Consider the following 17,166-nt stretch of genomic DNA (forward strand, 5'->3'; position numbering starts at 1 on the left):
CGGCGTGAAGAATATCACGCTCGTCTGAAGCAGAATAGCGTGAACGTTATCCTCTAAGATAAATCCTGGAATGGCTCAGGCGGGTAACGAAGGGGCATCGCTGCGCAGCGTCGGGCAGAACTGACACATTTCCAGTAAAATCGCGACATAGCTGCGTGCTTCCTGCTTGAGGTCAAAGGAGTCCGGCGCAAAAAGCCAGTTTTCCATCAGGCCCGAAATATAGCTGCGCATCAGGATAGCCGCCCGACGAGTCAGTAAATTAGCCGGTAACAGCTTCGCCTGCATACACTGGGTGAGCGTTTGTTCAATGCGGTCATAACTCTCCAGGCACAAACTACGCTGCGCCTGCTGCACCACCGCCATCTCGCCCACGAACTCGCATTTATGAAAAATAATTTCCATCATTAATCTGCGACGTTCTTCAACTACCGTAGCTTCAAGGATATATACTAATATCTCTCTTAATACTGAGAGTGGATCGTCAGGGAATTTTGCCCGATACTCACTCTCAAGATCGCTAATGCTGGACTCTGAAAGCTCCCAGATTTCACTGAACAGATCTGACTTATCTTTAAAATGCCAGTAAATCGCACCCCGAGTCACGCCAGCAGCCTGAGCAATTTGTGCCAACGAGGTTGATGAAACACCCTGCTGAGAGAACAAACGTATTGCCACATCAAGGATATGTTGTCGGGTTTCCAGCGCTTGTTGTTTAGTTTTTCGTGCCATAGGTGAGTGAATTTACAGGAGTCAGATTTACATACATTTGTGAATGTATGTACCATAGCATGACGATAATATAAACGCAGCAATGGGTTTTTGGACTCAGGACCATTGATCAATTTGAAATCGGACACTCGAGGTTTACATATGAACAAAAACAGAGGGTTAACGCCTCTGGCGGTCGTTCTGATGCTCTCAGGCAGCTTAGCGCTAACAGGATGTGACGACAAACCAGCTCAACAAGGAGCTCAGCAGGCGCCAGAAGTCGGCGTAGTGACACTCAAATCTGAACCTCTGCAGATCACCACCGAATTACCTGGCCGTACCAATGCCTATCGCATTGCGGAAGTTCGCCCTCAGGTGAGTGGCATTATCCTGAAACGTAACTTTACCGAAGGCGGTGATGTGAAAGCCGGTGAGTCTCTGTATCAGATTGATCCCGCGACCTATCAGGCCTCTTATGAAAGCGCCAAAGGCGACCTGGCAAAAGCGCAAGCCGCCGCCAAAATCGCCCAGCTGACGCTGAACCGTTATCAAAAACTGCTCGGTACGAAGTACATCAGTCAACAGGATTATGATACCGCTCTGGCCGATGCCCAGCAGGCTAACGCCGCCGTGGTGGCCGCCAAAGCGGCCGTCGAAACCGCACGTATTAATCTGGCCTATACCAAAGTGACCTCCCCTATCAGCGGTCGTATTGGTAAATCTTCCGTCACGGAAGGGGCGCTGGTACAGAACGGACAAACCACTGCGCTGGCTACCGTGCAGCAGCTTGATCCGATCTACGTTGACGTGACCCAGTCCAGCAATGATTTCCTGCGCCTGAAACAGGAGCTGGCTAACGGCACCCTGAAACAGGAAAACGGCAAAGCCAAAGTGGAGCTAGTGACCAACGACGGTATCAAGTTCCCGCAGGAAGGGACTCTGGAGTTCTCCGATGTGACGGTCGACCAGACTACCGGTTCCATCACCTTACGGGCGATTTTCCCGAACCCTGACAAAAATCTGCTGCCAGGTATGTTCGTTCGCGCGCGTCTGGAAGAAGGCACCAATCCAACCGCACTTCTGGTTCCACAGCAGGGTGTGACCCGTACGCCACGTGGCGATGCGAGCGCGCTGGTTGTCGGGGCGGATGACAAAGTCGAAATGCGCAACATTACCGCCACTCAGGCGATTGGCGATAAATGGCTGGTGACGGAAGGTCTGAAAGATGGCGATCGCGTGATTGTTACTGGTTTGCAAAAAGTTCGTCCTGGTGCGCAGGTCAAAGCACAGGAAGTGAAATCTGACGATAAACAATCTGCTTCGGCCGCTGACCAGTCAGAACAAACCAAGTCTTAACTTAAACAGGAGCCGTTAAGACATGCCTAATTTCTTTATCGATCGCCCCATATTTGCGTGGGTGATCGCCATTATCATCATGTTGGCCGGGGGACTTGCGATCCTGAAGCTGCCTGTCGCGCAATATCCAACGATTGCGCCACCGGCGGTGACAATTTCCGCAACCTACCCGGGCGCTGATGCGAAAACGGTGCAGGACACCGTCACCCAGGTTATCGAACAGAACATGAACGGTATCGATAACCTGATGTACATGTCATCAAACAGTGACTCAACCGGTACAGTACAGATCACCCTGACCTTCGAGTCAGGTACCGATGCTGACATCGCGCAGGTTCAGGTGCAGAACAAACTGCAGCTGGCAATGCCGTTGCTGCCGCAGGAAGTACAACAGCAGGGCGTGAGCGTCGAGAAATCGTCCAGTAGCTTCCTGATGGTTGTTGGCGTTATCAACACCAACGGCACCATGACGCAGGAGGATATTTCCGACTACGTGGGCGCCAACATGAAGGATGCCATCAGCCGTACTTCCGGTGTGGGTGACGTTCAGCTGTTCGGTTCTCAGTACGCGATGCGTATCTGGATGGATCCGAACAAACTGAACAACTTCCAGCTGACGCCGGTTGACGTGATTAACGCGATTAAAGCGCAGAACGCCCAGGTGGCAGCCGGTCAGTTAGGCGGTACACCACCTGTGAAAGGCCAGCAGCTTAACGCGTCCATTATCGCGCAAACCCGTCTGACCTCCGCCGATGAGTTCAGCAAAATCCTGCTGAAAGTGAATCAGGACGGTTCGCAGGTTCGCCTGCGCGACGTAGCGAAAGTGGAGCTGGGTGGCGAAAACTACGACATCATTGCGAAGTTTAACGGTAAACCGGCTTCCGGTCTGGGTATTAAACTGGCGACCGGCGCTAACGCCCTGGACACCGCCACGGCGATCCGCGCAGAGTTGAAGAAGATGGAACCGTTCTTCCCGTCAGGTCTGAAAATCGTCTACCCGTACGACACGACGCCGTTCGTAAAAATTTCGATTCATGAAGTGGTTAAAACGCTGGTAGAAGCGATTATCCTGGTCTTCCTGGTGATGTATCTGTTCCTGCAAAACTTCCGCGCGACGCTGATCCCAACCATCGCCGTGCCGGTCGTTCTGCTGGGGACCTTTGCCATCCTTGCGGCCTTTGGATTCTCGATAAATACCCTGACGATGTTCGGGATGGTGCTTGCCATCGGCCTGTTGGTGGATGACGCCATCGTGGTGGTAGAGAACGTCGAGCGTGTCATGGCGGAAGAGGGTTTACCGCCGAAGGAAGCAACCCGTAAGTCCATGGGCCAGATCCAGGGCGCGCTGGTCGGTATCGCGATGGTACTGTCGGCGGTATTTATCCCGATGGCCTTCTTCGGCGGCTCTACCGGTGCGATTTACCGCCAGTTCTCGATTACCATCGTTTCCGCGATGGCGCTGTCGGTGCTGGTCGCATTGATCCTGACGCCTGCGCTGTGTGCCACCATGCTGAAGCCCATTCAGAAAGGCGGTCATGGCGAGCATAAAGGGTTCTTCGGCTGGTTTAACCGCATGTTTGACAAGAGCACGCACCACTACACCGACAGCGTGGGCAACATCCTGCGTAGCACCGGTCGTTATCTGCTGCTCTATATCATCATTGTCGTCGGCATGGCCTATCTGTTCGTTCGTCTGCCAAGCTCATTCCTGCCTGATGAAGACCAGGGCGTGTTCCTGACGATGGCGCAGCTTCCGGCGGGTGCATCGCAGGAGCGTACCCAAAAAGTGCTGGATGAAGTGACGGACTACTACCTCACCAAAGAGAAAGCGAACGTTGAGTCCGTGTTTGCGGTTAACGGCTTTGGCTTTGCGGGTCGTGGTCAGAACACCGGTATCGCCTTCGTCTCTCTGAAAGACTGGGCGGATCGTCCGGGCGAAGAGAACAAAGTTGAGGCCATCACTGGCCGTGCAATGGGGACCTTCTCGCAGATTAAGGATGCGATGGTCTTCGCCTTTAACCTGCCAGCGATTGTTGAACTGGGTACCGCGACCGGTTTCGACTTCCAGCTGATCGACCAGGGCGGTCTGGGTCACGAAAAACTGACGCAGGCACGTAACCAACTGTTCGGCGAGGTGGCGAAACACCCTGACCTGCTGGTTGGCGTGCGTCCAAACGGTCTGGAAGATACGCCGCAGTACAAGATCGATATCGACCAGGAGAAAGCACAGGCGCTGGGCGTGTCCATCAGCGACATCAATACCACACTGGGCGCGGCCTGGGGCGGTAGCTACGTGAACGACTTCATCGACCGTGGTCGTGTGAAGAAAGTGTACGTGATGTCAGAGGCGCAGTACCGTATGTTGCCGAACGATATTAACAACTGGTACGTTCGCGGCAGCAATGGTCAGATGGTTCCGTTCGCGGCGTTCTCAACGTCACGCTGGGAATATGGTTCACCACGTCTGGAACGTTACAACGGTCTGCCATCAATGGAGATCCTGGGTCAGGCCGCACCAGGCCGAAGCACCGGTGAAGCCATGAACCTGATGGAAGAGCTGGCGAGCAAATTGCCTTCGGGTATCGGCTATGACTGGACCGGTATGTCCTATCAGGAACGTCTGTCCGGTAACCAGGCCCCTGCCCTGTATGCCATTTCTTTGATTGTGGTATTCCTGTGTCTGGCGGCACTGTATGAGAGCTGGTCGATTCCGTTCTCCGTTATGCTGGTGGTTCCACTCGGGGTTATCGGTGCACTGCTGGCGGCGACGTTCCGTGGATTGACCAACGACGTGTACTTCCAGGTAGGCCTGCTGACAACCATTGGCTTGTCGGCGAAGAACGCGATACTTATCGTTGAATTCGCCAAAGACCTGATGGAGAAAGAAGGTAAAGGGCTTATCGAGGCGACGCTTGAAGCGGTACGTATGCGTCTGCGTCCTATTCTGATGACGTCACTGGCGTTTATCCTCGGCGTACTGCCGCTGGTTATCAGCTCTGGCGCGGGCTCCGGTGCGCAGAACGCGGTCGGTACTGGCGTGATGGGCGGTATGATCACCGCGACCGTGCTGGCTATCTTCTTCGTTCCGGTGTTCTTCGTGGTGGTTCGCCGCCGCTTCAGCCGCAAAAATGAAGATGTTGAGCACAGTCATTCGGTAGAACCGCACTGATACCGGTCTCACATCATAAAAAGGCCGCATTAGCGGCCTTTTTCATTTTAAGAAAAAATCATAAAATACGCTTATTGTGGTTTTATTTATTTTCTGCCAGCGTAACAGGACATATCATAAATAACGGATAACGTAATCCGAGAATACAGGATTTTTTTAAATTCATTTCTTCGGTCAGAGGGTTAGGAATATTCCTAATTAAAAGTTCGGAAAAACAGAACTCCGGATTTGAACTTTTTCTTCAGGCGCAAACCTAAGCTAATGAAACGTAAGGAAGCTAACAAAACAAGCGTTAATCTGGATAAAAATGTTCCGTTCCGGATGAACATTTGCGTAGAGTCTCGCAGCCTGCGGTTTTATTTGTAATTTTTCGTAATAGCGCGGTGAAATCCAGACAGGAGTGGCTTATAGTTAGGTTATCAGGAACACAGCACTCATGTAGCTAAGTCAGTTGTATCCATCCCGACAATGATGTTCGGTGAGTAATAAATCACTCAGAAGGGGATGCGCTATGGACGAGTACTCGCCAAAACGGCATGATATCGCGCAGTTGAAATTTCTCTGCGAATCCTTGTACCATGACTGCCTTGCCAATCTTGATGAAAGTAACCATGGCTGGGTAAACGATCCAACGTCTGCCATCAATTTACAGTTGAACGAGCTTATAGAGCATATCGCTACCTTCGCACTTAATTATAAAATTAAGTACAATGAAGATAATAAGCTCATTGAGCAAATTGATGAATACCTGGACGACACCTTTATGTTGTTCAGTAGTTACGGCATTAACGCGCAAGATTTGCAAAAATGGCGCAAATCGGGAAACCGACTATTCCGCTGTTTCGTCAACGTGAGCAGAGCTAACCCCGTTAGCCTTTCCTGTTAAAATTATTACAATTACTAAGGTGAATTTATGTCTGAAAAACCACTCACAAAGGTCGATTATTTGATGCGCTTACGCCGTTGTCAGTCAATTGACACCCTCGAACGCGTCATTGAAAAGAATAAATACGAGCTTTCTGATAATGAACTGGCGGTATTTTATTCAGCTGCTGACCATCGCCTCGCTGAGCTAACGATGAATAAGTTATATGACAAAATTCCCACATCCGTGTGGAAATTTGTACGTTGATCTTTGAAGTGTGTCTGTAGAGGTTCTACGCCACGTTCTAAGCTGTATTCACCTGTCCCGTTATGCTCCCTGTGCGAAAGCCAGGTCTCCGTGTTAAACGCGCTCATCAGCAACAATGTTGTGACTCTGCTCACATCGGCTTTTCGGGAACGTTCCCCTCCTGGCCAGTTGCGATTACCCTTCAGGAATCACATCCAGAGAGGTTTACGATGAGCATTGAAAAACAGAAGATGATTTCAGGTGAACATTACCGCCCGGGTGATGAGACACTACGCGCCGACAGACTGCGGGCACGCCATCTCATCCATCGCTATAACCACACTGCGCCTGATGAAAAAACAGAACGCCAGACCATTCTGGCGGAACTGCTGGGGCAAAGTGAAGGGGCTTATATTGAGCCGAGTTTCCGCTGTGACTATGGATATAACATTTATCTGGGCAAAAACTTTTACGCGAACTTCGATTGCGTGATGCTGGATGTGTGTCCTGTTCATATCGGCGATAACTGTATGCTCGCGCCGGGTGTTCATATTTATACAGCAACCCATCCCCTGGATGCGGAGGAACGTAATAGCGGCGTCGAGTTTGGTAAGCCCGTCACTATTGGCAATAATGTCTGGATTGGCGGACGGGCGGTCATTAACCCAGGCGTTACCCTGGGTGACAACGTGGTCGTCGCTTCCGGTGCCGTCGTGACGAAAGACGTCCCGTCTAATGTCGTCGTTGGGGGTAACCCGGCGAAGATCATCAAAACGCTGTAAGATCCCGGGGGAGTCAACTGTTATGGTCTTTTAGCGCCTGACTGTTACTTTTTTCAGCGGGATGGCTCCCCTAAAATTGGCAGACACCCTGTATTGTCTACACGCATAAAGGCAAAAAATGACCGAGATACAGCGCCTGCTTACCGCCACCATCGACGATCTTAACCTCCGCGAAAAGCGCGATAATCGCCCGCGCTTTAGCATCAGCTTTATCCGCAAACATCCCGGACTGTTTGTCGCAATGTATGCCGCCTGGCTGGCAACGCTTATTGTGATGCTGAAGTCCGAAACGCTGGTGGACTCCGTCTGGCTACTGGTTGTGTTATTTGTCGTCTTTAACGCTTTTTTCTTTTTCGACGTGAATCCCCGCTACCGTTACGAAGATATCGACGTGCTCGATTTCCGGGTCTGCTACAACGGTGAATGGTACAACACGCGTTTCGTGCCTGCGGAGCTTATTGAGAGCATCATGCACTCTCCGGCCGTTGAAACCGTGCAAAAAGAGAAGCTGCAAAAAATGGTTTCCACCAAAGGTCAGCTCTCTTTCTATGATGTCTTTACTCTTTCTCGCCCTGCTGCTGCGTAATTAACGCCTGCAGGCGTCGGATACCCGGCACAAACTGCGAAGCAGAGGTATTGCCATAGCCTAAAACCAGACCGGTTTGCCCCTGCTTCGCCTCCAGGTAGTACCCGCTCAGCGCAGCGGGTGCCAGCTGAAATGCCCTCGCCTTCTCCGCAAGCCTCTGGTCATCAATACCGTCAATCGTCACCGTCAGGTGCATCCCGCCCTCTCCGGCAAGAATACGGTGTGGGGTGTGAAGCGCTGTGCTCAGCGCCTCGCGCAGCTGGCGGTAACGTTTACGATAAAGCCGACGCATGGCAGCAAGATGACGGGCATAGTGACCTTCTTCAATGAACAGCGCGAGGGTGCGCTGCTCCGCACGATGCCCGCCGCGCAGCAGCGAGCCAATGGCAGGGCGTGCCGCCTTCGCCAGTGCGGGCGGTAGCACCATAAACCCCATTCTGAGTGACGGAAACAACGTTTTGCTGAAGGTTCCGAGATACACAACAGGGGCGTTATTCACCATTCCCAGCATGGCCGGTACGGGCTCACCGGCATAACGGAACTCGCTGTCGTAATCATCTTCAATGATCCATGCGTTGTGCTGTCGGGCCAGCTCCAGCAACGCCAGCCTCCGCCGAGCGCTGAGCACGCTTCCGTAAGGGAACTGATGCGAGGGCGAAGTGAAAATCAGCGTGGGGGAAGGCGCATTCCGCCCTTCCCAGCACATTCCCTCATCATCCACCGGCATTCCCGTCATTGTCAGGCCGGTTTTGACAAAGGCACTTTTGGCTCCGGCATAGCCGGGGTTTTCTACCCAGGCAACATCGCCTGGTTCGCTCAACAGTATCGTGCACAGATTAACCCCTTCAAGCGCCCCTTCGGTTATCACTATCTGGCTGGCGTCGCAGTCAATGCCCCGGGAGAGCGCGAGGTGGCGAGCAATCGCCGCACGAAGCGACGGCTCTCCGGCCGGATCGCCATACCCAAGCAGAGCGTTCCCCTCCTCGCGCAAGACGCGATCGTACAATCGCCGCCACAGCGGCAACGGGAAATAGTTGATGGCGGGCGTTCCCGGCGTAAATGCCATGACCGGAGTATCACGCTGCACCGGCGCAGGCAGATGAGTGACCCGTTTTGCCAGCACAACCTCAGGCGCCGGCAATGTCCGGATGCGTGCGCGATGCGCAAAGTGTGCCACCTTTGTCCCCTGCCGGTTACGCAGCAAATAGCCTTCAAGCGTGAGCTGATCCAGCGCCGCGTTAACGGTGTTCCGGGAAACCGCGAGCTGCTGCGCCAGCGTGCGCGAGCCGGATAGCTGGCTACCGGACTGAAGTTTCCCGCTGAGGATGGCCTCTCGCAAAGCCAGATAGAGCGCCCGCTGGAGTGTCTCGTCCCCACGCTTTTTCAGTGCAGCATGGAGCAAAGTATAAAATTCATCACCCGGTATATTCATCTCATCTCCTTGTGGTACCAACAAAACATAGCCGAGTGGTGCTTTTTAAGGAACCAGCAATTCACTAGTCTGAAGCTCTTTTCAACGTCACGGAAATGAAGATGAAGACATTCAATGAGTTTGGACAACCCGTGGGCGACGCCCTTATCGACTGGCAGCCTCGACCCCATCCGTCCCGGGTGGTACTGCAGGGGCGTTTTTGTCGGCTTGAACCGCTGCGTGTGGCGCATGCCGAGGCGCTCTTCTCCGCCTATTCCCTGGCCGAAGACACCCGTAGCTGGACGTGGCTGCTGCGCGAACCTGATGCCACGGCCGCTGAATATGCCAAATGGGTGGCGAGCGTGAGTGACTTATCTGACCCGATGCACTTTGCCGTCATTGATAATCAGACCCAGTCTCCGGTGGGAACGCTGGCCCTGATGCGGATCGATCCGAAAAACGGCGTCGTGGAGGTGGGGCACGTTCATTTCTCGCCCCTGTTGAGCCGCACGCCAATGTCGACAGAAGCGCAATACCTGCTGATGCGGTACGTGTTTGATACCCTGGGCTATCGGCGATACGAATGGAAGTGCAACAGCCTTAACGCACCTTCACGCAAAGCCGCACTGCGCCTGGGTTTTCAGTTTGAAGGGCGGTTTCGCCAGGCGCTGGTCATAAAAGGCCGTAACCGGGATACCGACTGGTTTTCGATTCTCGACAAAGAGTGGCCGGCGCTGGCGAGCGCCTTTGAAGGCTGGCTTGCCACCGACAATTTTACCGCCGATGGCAAACAGAAAAGATCCCTGGAAAGCTGGCGAGAAATACGCGCCTAGCGTCTTTTCTTACGCCCCTGAACCGCCTTAAAGCGCGGATTGGATTTGCAAATCACGTATAAGCGTCCCTTGCGTTTGACTATCTGGCAATCCGGGTGACGCTGTTTCGCACTGCGCAATGAGTTAAGCACCTGCATCATTACCCCCGCTTCGCATTAAGAAAACCGCCAAAACGCTTACGGAAGCGCGCCGCGCTGCCATCTGTGGAGAACGTTTTTTGCTTACCGGTATAAAACGGGTGCGATTTCGAAGAAACCTCGATGGTGATGTATGGATACGTTTCACCGTCGAGTTCAATTTCGCGGTCAGTTTTAATGGTTGAGCCGACTTTAAAGTATTCATTGGCACTGGTGTCGTGGAATACCACAGTGCGATACGCTGGATGGATATCGGGTTTCATCATCAATCTCTCATGTTTTGTTATAACATAACAAAATAATATCCAGCCCTTGTTGAAAAAACAACCCCCCTTTTGCCACTGATATTTTACAGGTTTACCTGAGATAAAATAAAAACCAGGCCGCCCACGTGCTATAACTGTATCATTTCGCGGTAAAATCTTTCTCTTCAGGCAGGGAACTCAGCGTCCGGATTTCGACATATGAGAAAGGAAACGACAGCATGAATACCCGACATCTGGTCAGTCTGGTGACTGGCATACTTATCTTTTCTGTGCTGGTTCCCATTTGCCTGAGCATCTGGCTGGCGCATCGCCAGGCGGAAGAGAAATTTGTCGATGCGCTGGATAACTATGCTTCTCGTGTGCTGATACGAACCGACAGGGTCTTGGCTCAGGCAAAAGATGCGCTTAATCATCTGCAAACGTATGACGGCGTGCCGTGCAGCCCTTCGCATTTAAAAGAGATGCGCCGGGCCGCGTTTTCCTGGCGATATGTCCAGGAAGCGATCTATACCGACAACCTGAAACCACGCTGCTCCTCGCTGGAGCAATCCAGCCATGCCTCCCCCTTCCCCCCACCAACGCGCATTACCCGGGATGGTTACAGCGCATGGCTGACGGCGCAAAACGATCTGGGATTTCACCGCTACATGGTTGTGCTGGGCAAAGGCCGCTACCTTGTCATGATCGATCCTGACTCGCTGGTGGATGTGATCCCCTTCGGGGAAATAGCCATCGACGCAGCCCTGGTCGGAACCGCAACACACCGCATTTTTGCCAGCACTAATCCACTCGCGCCGCATATCCGCGAGATGATTCAGGAACGAGAGGGAGACCGCGTCCAGTACAACGGTTCAATGTACGTGATGAAGCCTGTCCCTGAGTTGGGCTTTAACGTCGTGACCTGGGCTCCGCTCAAACCTTTGGCTGATACCTGGCACAGGCAACTCCTTTTCTGGTTACCGTTTGGCATGTTGATAAGCTTGCTCGCCGCACTGTTTGTCTTGCGGATACTGCGTCGCATCCAGTCGCCCCGCAATCGCCTGCTTGACGCCATTAACAGCCGGGATTTTGTGGTTCACTATCAGCCCATCGTGGCGCTCTGTAGCGGGAAAGTGGTGGGGGCAGAGGCGCTGGCGCGCTGGCCTCAGCCGGATGGCAGCAGCCTCTCGCCGGATATTTTTGTTCCCCTTGCTGAACAAACCGGGCTCATCTCGCAGCTCACGCAGTTAGTCATTGAAAAAGTGTTTGAAGATATGGGCCACTGGTTGCAACACCACCCCGATCAGCATATCTCCATTAATCTCGCCCCCGCCGATTTGACCTCCGGAAAACTGCCACCGTTGCTGAGTCAGTTAATGAATAAATGGCAAATTCATCCCCGACAGATCGCCCTTGAGCTCACCGAACGCGGTTTTGCCGACCCTAAAATCAGCGCCCCGGCTATCGCCGCGCTACGTCATTCCGGTCACCCTGTCTATATTGATGACTTTGGCACGGGCTACTCCAGCCTGAGCTATCTGCAGGATCTCGACGTAGATACGCTCAAAATTGATAAATCGTTCGTGGATGCGCTGGAGTACAAAAACGTCACGCCGCACATTATTGAAATGGCGAAATCGCTGAAGCTGGCGATGGTGGCGGAGGGTGTCGAGACTGAAGGGCAGCTCGCGTGGCTGCACCGTCATGGGGTGCAGTATGGACAGGGATGGTTTTACAGTAAGGCGCTACCAAAGACGGAATTTATTCTGTGGGCAGAAAATAACCTCGGGAAGTATTCTGACTAAGCCCCGCGGACACAAAATATGGCCGCGGGACTGCCCGTCAGACCGCCTTCTGACGCCAGCTGAAGCGATAACGAAGCTGGCGCGTCTGCAGGAGAAATTCCGGCGAGACGCTGGGGCTCCAGGAGTCATCGCCGCCCACGCCCATGTGGAACGCGTCGAGGTTGAGCCAACACCCCGGCTCTTCACGTAACAGGTGGTGATGGGTTGTCTCGCGCAACTGCTGCTGGCTGTAGCGGCTTATTGAGAAGTGGAACTGACCATTCAGCAGATGCGTTCCTGCCACAAGTTCGCGGGTATCGCAGCGCAAACCATTTTCCGTCGGGAAGATATACGGCGTGTGCATCGCCTCCAGGGGCAATGTCCAGCGCCCCTGCTGTGCCGCCAGCTTTCTGTCCGGGTAATTTTCGTGCGGCCCCAGCCCCAGCCAGTGAACGTTTTCCGGCGCTTCGGCGAGATGAACGCTCAGGCCAATCCGCGCGGGTTCCGGGATATCAGACGCCATATCGACCTGAATATCACCATGCAGAACGCCCTGCTCGTCCACCCGCCAGGTTTTACGGCTCAGGAACAGCGCTTTGCCCTGGTACTCCCAGACATGCAGGGTATTGACCACCACCTCGCGAGCATGCTGCTCTGCATCACAGGACAGTACGCGGGAGGTGAGATCGTACATACCCGCTGCTTTCCAGCGTTCAACCCACGCGTTCGGATCGATTTTCGTCGCTTCGCTCACGCCAATGTCATTATCCAACGGCGCGCGGCTGAAGCTATCCGTCACGGGTGAAATCAACAGTGCCACGCCATCTCGCCACCATTGGGTCAGGTTTCCGGAAGTGCAATCGAACTGCCAGCGCTGCTGCTGATGCGTTATCTCCAGCATGAGGTCATGTTGCGTCAACACGGGAGGTTCGCCCGCAGACACTGTCGGCGCAATAAAGAGAGGAACCGGGAGCGGCCACTGCTCCCACGCGCAGCGATGGCCAGCCGGTGACCACGGCGTTGCCCGCGGCTGGCGAACCTCAACATTCAGCCAAACCTCTCCCGGCCCGGCCTTCGGCGCAGGCAGATCGAGCTCCAGACGCTGGGTGCCCTCGGGAGCCATCGCGAGCGTGACCTCGCCCGCGGCCAGCACCTCTCCATCACGTGCAATCGTCCAACACAGCACCTCGTTATCGGTGTGGCGGAACAGGTAGCCGCTTTGCACCTCAATCACCAGCGGAGCAGTGCTCACCAGCGTAAAGGTAAAGAACTGCTGGGCGCGCTGCGCTTCGTACAGCGCCGGATGCGGGGTACGGTCGGGGAATACCAGACCATTGAGGCAGAACTGCCGATCGTTCGGCTTATCACCAAAGTCTCCGCCGTACGCCCAGAACGCGTTACCCTTTTCGTCTTGCTTCGTCAGGGCCTGATCGACCCAGTCCCAGACAAACCCGCCCTGCAGGCGAGGATGATTGCGAAACGCCTGCCAGTATTTCGCAAACCCACCAAAGCTGTTGCCCATCGCGTGGGCGTATTCGCAGAGGATCAGCGGACGCGTTTCATCCGGCATGCCGATCCATTTCTTGATTGACCATTTAGGGACTGCCGGGAAAGGCTGATCCTGATCGACCCGGGCGTACATCGGGCAGACAATATCGGTCGCTGCCGTATTCGCCCCGCCGCCTTCATACTGCACCGGGCGCATCGGGTCGGTGGTTTTCAGCCAGCGGTACAGCGCATCGTGGTTCGCACCGTGACCGGTTTCATTGCCCAGCGACCAGATAATAATCGAAGGATGATTTCGGTCGCGCTGCACCATGCGGGTCACGCGCTCGCTCATGGCAGGTAGCCAGCGCGGATCGTCAGCCAGGCGGCTCATCGGCACCATACCGTGCGTTTCGATATTCGCTTCGTCAACGACGTACAGCCCATAACGATCGCAAAGCCGGTACCACAGCGGATGATTAGGATAGTGCGAGCAGCGCACGGCGTTGAAGTTGTGCTGCTTCATGATTTCGATATCGCGACGCATGGTTGCTTCATCCATCACCTGGCCGTTTTCAGGGTGGTGCTCATGTCGGTTAACGCCGCGGATCAGCAGCGGTTTACCGTTGAGCTTGAGCAGGCCATTGCTGACGTCAACGCGGCGGAAGCCAACGTCGCATGCCTCGACCTCGACCACCTCACCCTGCGAGTTGAGAAGCGCAATCGTCAGGCGATACAGTTCCGGCGTTTCAGCACTCCACAGCGCAGGGTGCTCGACGGGGATCGCCACCGTTAACCGCTCAGCCCAGCCGCCGCGCTCGTCCACAATGGCAGAGCCTGGCCGCTGGGTCGCGCTGGCACAGCGTTCACCGTTGCGCCACAGCGTTATCGTGACATCGCACTCCGCGTAGCGAGCGCCTGTCAGTGCGACCGCCACTTTCAGCACCGCGCGGTCAAGCTCAGCGTTCAGGTCCGTCAACACATGGTAATCGGCGATCTGCGTTTCGGGTTTATGCAGCAAAGTGACGTCGCGGAAAATGCCGCTCATCCGCCACATGTCCTGGTCTTCAAGATAACTGCCGTCGCACCAGCGCAGTACCATGACCGCCAAGCGGTTCTCCCCGGCGCGCTGCGCCGCCGAGAGATCGAATTCGGCGGGCAAGCGGCTGTCCTGGGAATAGCCTATCCACTGTCCGTTGCACCAAAGATGAAACGCCGAGTTCACGCCGTCAAAGATAATGCGGGTTTGCCCGCCGTGGAGCCAGGCGTCATCCACCTCAAATGTGAGCGAGTAACATCCGGTTGGGTTCTCTTGCGGAACAAAAGGCGGCGTGACGGGAATGGGATAGGTGACGTTGGTGTAGATGGGCGTGTCAAACCCCTGCATTTGCCAGTTAGACGGCACGGGCATCGCAACGGCGTCCGCGCAATCTTCCGTTACCCATGCCTCCGGGACTTGCTCGGGTGCAGGAAAATAATTAAACCGCCACGCCCCGTTAAGAGAACGTCTGCTGACTGACTCCTCGTCGTCCAGGGCCGAGGATTCATGGCGCCAGCTGTGTAACGGCGCATGAGCCGCCAGCCGGTTCCACTGGGTAACGCCGGGGTTTTCCCAGTCCCGTCGGACCAGAATGGCACCGAGCGTCGGTGATGTCGGTGATAAAGTGTTGGGCATACTAACCTCTTTGCGAAGCGCTCACAATTTTGGTTAACATGCCCTGGCACTGAGCGAGGGTAAAGCATTCCATCGCGGAGCAGCGAGTCAGATCACAAAGTTTTATTTACGCGCAAGCTGCTCTGCCAGGAGAGCCAGGCGTCTGAGCTGCTCCGCCAGATCCTCTTGTTCGGCCTGCTGCGGATGGCGGCGCGCGGTGGAGTGACGGATCACCAGCGTAACCGGCAGCTGAACCTGCCAGCACGCATCGCCCTGGAGGGGATCCAGCAGCCACGTCACGCTGCGTTCGCCCGCCTGGCGAAACGCCTGGCGAACGGTCGTCAGCGGCGGCGAAAACCAGGCACTGTCGGCCGTATCGTCAAACCCGACTACCGATAGCTGGCCAGGGATCGCTACCCCTTTTTCGGCGCAGGCGCGCATCACCCCAAGCGCCATTTGATCGTTCGCCACCAGAATCGCCTCCGGCAATACCGTACCCGACAGCAGCATATGCCCTTTCTCATAACCGCTGGCCGCGCTCCAGTCACCGTATTCCACGGCAACCGCGTCAAGGCCGGCCTGTGCCAGCGTCGCTTGCCATCCGGCCAGACGCGCACGCGCAGAGACCGAGCTTTCCGGTCCGCTCAACAAAGCAATATGCTGATGCCCCAGCGAAAGCAGATGCTCAACGCCCAGACGCGCCCCCTCCTCTGCGTTAAACACGAGGCTGTTTACCTGCGCTGAGGGCGATACATCCAGAAACAGCACCGGAACGGGCGATGCCAGCGCCCTGAGCTGTTCGGCGTGAGGATCGTCAAGCGGCACATTGACCAGCAGTGCTTCCACCCGCTGCGCCAGCAACGCCTGAAGCGCGGCCTGACACTGGTGCGGTTGCTCTACCATGGAAATGAGGACACTCGCCCCCTGTTCCGCTGCCCGGGATTTTACCGCCGAGACGATTTGTGAAGGCGCGTGCAGCGCCAGATCGGTCGTAATAAGACCCAGCGTACGGGTGCGTTTACCCGCCAGCTGTTGTGCCCGCAGGTTAGGCACATAGTGCAGTTCCGCCATTGCCTGCTGCACCTTTTCCCGCGTGCGGGCAGAGACATGCTCCGCGTCGTTAATCACGCGGGAAACGGTCTGATAAGAAACCCCCGCAAGGGAGGCGACATCATAGAGAGTGATTGCTTTCATGCATTCTGGCATCGCGATAGTCGAAGCGACTATTCTGCCACAGTGATGCCGTTAAAACATGTGAGCGCTTCGCAAATTAAACAACCCGTTCCGGCTGAGGAACGTTCTCATTGCGCGACTTCTGGCGGAACCAGGGCATACAGAGCTGAATAAGCGGACCAATGGTCAGGGCATACAGTACGGTTCCTACGCCAAACGTACCGCCAAGCACGCACCCAATCAGCAGGACGGACACTTCGATTGTGGTTCGCACGCTGCGAATGGACCAGCCCAGCCGGGCGTGAATGCCTGTCATCAGACCATCGCGCGGGCCGGGCCCGAAACCGGCACCAATGTACATACTGGTGGCAATCGCGTTCATCACAATGCCCGATACCAGGAAAGCGATTCGCACAGGTAACGAACTCAGCTCGGGGATGAGCGCCATGCTGGCGTCTGCCGCCAGACCGATACAAATCACGTTACTGATCGTGCCGAGTCCGGGCATCTGGCGCAGGGGGATCCACAGCAGCAGCACCGCAGCGCCGGTCAAAATGATCACCGTCCCGATACTCATCCCCAGCTGTAGCCCGACGCCAAGGTGAAATACATCCCACGGATCAACCCCCAGATCCGAGCGAATAAACATCGTGGTAGAGAGGCCATACAGACCCAAACCGACATAAAGTTGTAGCAGACGACGTACCATTTTTTATCTTCTCCCGATAACCA

15 protein-coding genes are annotated in these 17,166 nt (G+C 54.9%); 8 read left to right on the forward strand and 7 right to left on the reverse strand.

What is annotated here, in order from left to right:
• Positions 1–75 precede the first annotated feature (75 nt).
• Positions 76–729: a multidrug efflux transporter transcriptional repressor AcrR gene (gene acrR / locus O1723_RS16465; RefSeq protein WP_014882805.1), complete on the reverse strand. Its 654-nt coding sequence runs from the start codon at positions 727–729 to the stop codon at positions 76–78.
• 141 nt (positions 730–870) lie between these two features.
• Here acrR and acrA point away from each other — a divergent pair, with 141 nt between their 5' ends.
• The 6 genes from acrA (at position 871) to O1723_RS16495 (ending at position 7,712) form a co-directional block, all read left to right on the forward strand.
• On the forward strand, positions 871–2,064 hold the full coding sequence (gene acrA / locus O1723_RS16470) for a multidrug efflux RND transporter periplasmic adaptor subunit AcrA (protein ID WP_014882804.1): 1,194 nt from the start codon (positions 871–873) through the stop codon (positions 2,062–2,064).
• A gap of 22 nt (positions 2,065–2,086) precedes the next feature.
• Positions 2,087–5,233: a multidrug efflux RND transporter permease subunit AcrB gene (gene acrB, locus O1723_RS16475; protein WP_014882803.1), complete on the forward strand. Its 3,147-nt coding sequence runs from the start codon at positions 2,087–2,089 to the stop codon at positions 5,231–5,233.
• Between the two features lie 511 nt (positions 5,234–5,744).
• The gene (gene tomB / locus O1723_RS16480) at positions 5,745–6,119 is read left to right on the forward strand and encodes an Hha toxicity modulator TomB (protein ID WP_008499288.1); all 375 of its coding nucleotides are present in this window, start codon (positions 5,745–5,747) and stop codon (positions 6,117–6,119) included.
• Between the two features lie 27 nt (positions 6,120–6,146).
• Positions 6,147–6,365 carry an HHA domain-containing protein gene (locus O1723_RS16485; RefSeq protein WP_014882802.1) on the forward strand — a complete coding sequence of 73 codons (219 nt, stop codon included), beginning with the start codon at positions 6,147–6,149 and terminating at the stop codon, positions 6,363–6,365.
• 209 nt (positions 6,366–6,574) lie between these two features.
• The gene (gene maa / locus O1723_RS16490; protein ID WP_014882801.1) at positions 6,575–7,126 is read left to right on the forward strand and encodes a maltose O-acetyltransferase; all 552 of its coding nucleotides are present in this window, start codon (positions 6,575–6,577) and stop codon (positions 7,124–7,126) included.
• Positions 7,127–7,244: 118 nt separating this feature from the next.
• A complete protein-coding gene (locus tag O1723_RS16495) occupies positions 7,245–7,712 on the forward strand; it encodes a YlaC family protein (protein ID WP_014882800.1) in 468 nt (155 codons plus the stop codon).
• Here O1723_RS16495 and pdxR read toward each other — a convergent pair.
• Positions 7,684–9,144: a MocR-like pyridoxine biosynthesis transcription factor PdxR gene (gene pdxR, locus O1723_RS16500; protein WP_014882799.1), complete on the reverse strand. Its 1,461-nt coding sequence runs from the start codon at positions 9,142–9,144 to the stop codon at positions 7,684–7,686. The two genes, O1723_RS16495 and pdxR, sit on opposite strands and share 29 nt — an antisense overlap.
• A gap of 101 nt (positions 9,145–9,245) precedes the next feature.
• On the opposite strand from pdxR, the gene O1723_RS16505 reads away from it, so the two are divergent.
• A complete protein-coding gene (locus O1723_RS16505; protein WP_014882798.1) occupies positions 9,246–9,956 on the forward strand; it encodes a GNAT family N-acetyltransferase in 711 nt (236 codons plus the stop codon).
• Here the strand turns inward: O1723_RS16505 and ykgO are convergent.
• Complete coding sequence (gene ykgO, locus O1723_RS16510) at positions 9,953–10,093, reverse strand: type B 50S ribosomal protein L36 (protein ID WP_003859006.1); 141 nt, start codon at positions 10,091–10,093, stop codon at positions 9,953–9,955. The genes O1723_RS16505 and ykgO overlap by 4 nt on opposite strands.
• A gap of 2 nt (positions 10,094–10,095) precedes the next feature.
• Positions 10,096–10,356 (reverse strand): type B 50S ribosomal protein L31, encoded by a 261-nt coding sequence (locus O1723_RS16515; protein WP_010428154.1) that lies wholly within the window; start codon positions 10,354–10,356, stop codon positions 10,096–10,098.
• Between the two features lie 221 nt (positions 10,357–10,577).
• Between O1723_RS16515 and O1723_RS16520 the strand changes: the two genes are divergently transcribed.
• A complete protein-coding gene (locus tag O1723_RS16520; RefSeq protein WP_023336824.1) occupies positions 10,578–12,143 on the forward strand; it encodes an EAL domain-containing protein in 1,566 nt (521 codons plus the stop codon).
• Positions 12,144–12,180: 37 nt separating this feature from the next.
• Here O1723_RS16520 and O1723_RS16525 read toward each other — a convergent pair whose 3' ends face one another.
• The 3 genes from O1723_RS16525 to yczE all read right to left on the reverse strand — a co-directional run bounded on the left by O1723_RS16525 (position 12,181) and on the right by yczE (position 17,143).
• A complete protein-coding gene (locus O1723_RS16525) occupies positions 12,181–15,282 on the reverse strand; it encodes a beta-galactosidase (protein WP_248190914.1) in 3,102 nt (1,033 codons plus the stop codon).
• Positions 15,283–15,384: 102 nt separating this feature from the next.
• Positions 15,385–16,455, reverse strand: a complete 1,071-nt coding sequence (locus O1723_RS16530; RefSeq protein ID WP_014882794.1) for a LacI family DNA-binding transcriptional regulator — start codon at positions 16,453–16,455, stop codon at positions 15,385–15,387.
• A 76-nt stretch (positions 16,456–16,531) separates the two neighbouring features.
• On the reverse strand, positions 16,532–17,143 hold the full coding sequence (yczE, locus tag O1723_RS16535) for a membrane protein YczE (RefSeq protein ID WP_014882793.1): 612 nt from the start codon (positions 17,141–17,143) through the stop codon (positions 16,532–16,534).
• Positions 17,144–17,166 lie beyond the last annotated feature (23 nt).

The sequence above is a fragment of the Enterobacter cloacae complex sp. HYC080_NIDB genome, assembly GCF_056673325.1.

Excerpts from the sequence above, each read along its gene's own strand:
- tomB (WP_008499288.1), top strand. The coding sequence starts at position 5,745 with ATGGACGAGTACTCGCCAAAACGGCATGATATCGCGCAGTTGAAATTT.
- O1723_RS16505 (WP_014882798.1), top strand. The coding sequence starts at position 9,246 with ATGAAGACATTCAATGAGTTTGGACAACCCGTGGGCGACGCCCTTATC.
- O1723_RS16520 (WP_023336824.1), top strand. The coding sequence starts at position 10,578 with ATGAATACCCGACATCTGGTCAGTCTGGTGACTGGCATACTTATCTTT.
- acrB (WP_014882803.1), top strand. The coding sequence starts at position 2,087 with ATGCCTAATTTCTTTATCGATCGCCCCATATTTGCGTGGGTGATCGCC.
- ykgO (WP_003859006.1), bottom strand. The coding sequence starts at position 10,093 with ATGCAGGTGCTTAACTCATTGCGCAGTGCGAAACAGCGTCACCCGGAT.
- acrA (WP_014882804.1), top strand. The coding sequence starts at position 871 with ATGAACAAAAACAGAGGGTTAACGCCTCTGGCGGTCGTTCTGATGCTC.
- O1723_RS16525 (WP_248190914.1), bottom strand. The coding sequence starts at position 15,282 with ATGCCCAACACTTTATCACCGACATCACCGACGCTCGGTGCCATTCTG.
- O1723_RS16485 (WP_014882802.1), top strand. The coding sequence starts at position 6,147 with ATGTCTGAAAAACCACTCACAAAGGTCGATTATTTGATGCGCTTACGC.
- O1723_RS16530 (WP_014882794.1), bottom strand. The coding sequence starts at position 16,455 with ATGAAAGCAATCACTCTCTATGATGTCGCCTCCCTTGCGGGGGTTTCT.
- maa (WP_014882801.1), top strand. The coding sequence starts at position 6,575 with ATGAGCATTGAAAAACAGAAGATGATTTCAGGTGAACATTACCGCCCG.
- yczE (WP_014882793.1), bottom strand. The coding sequence starts at position 17,143 with ATGGTACGTCGTCTGCTACAACTTTATGTCGGTTTGGGTCTGTATGGC.
- O1723_RS16515 (WP_010428154.1), bottom strand. The coding sequence starts at position 10,356 with ATGAAACCCGATATCCATCCAGCGTATCGCACTGTGGTATTCCACGAC.
- pdxR (WP_014882799.1), bottom strand. The coding sequence starts at position 9,144 with ATGAATATACCGGGTGATGAATTTTATACTTTGCTCCATGCTGCACTG.
- acrR (WP_014882805.1), bottom strand. The coding sequence starts at position 729 with ATGGCACGAAAAACTAAACAACAAGCGCTGGAAACCCGACAACATATC.
- O1723_RS16495 (WP_014882800.1), top strand. The coding sequence starts at position 7,245 with ATGACCGAGATACAGCGCCTGCTTACCGCCACCATCGACGATCTTAAC.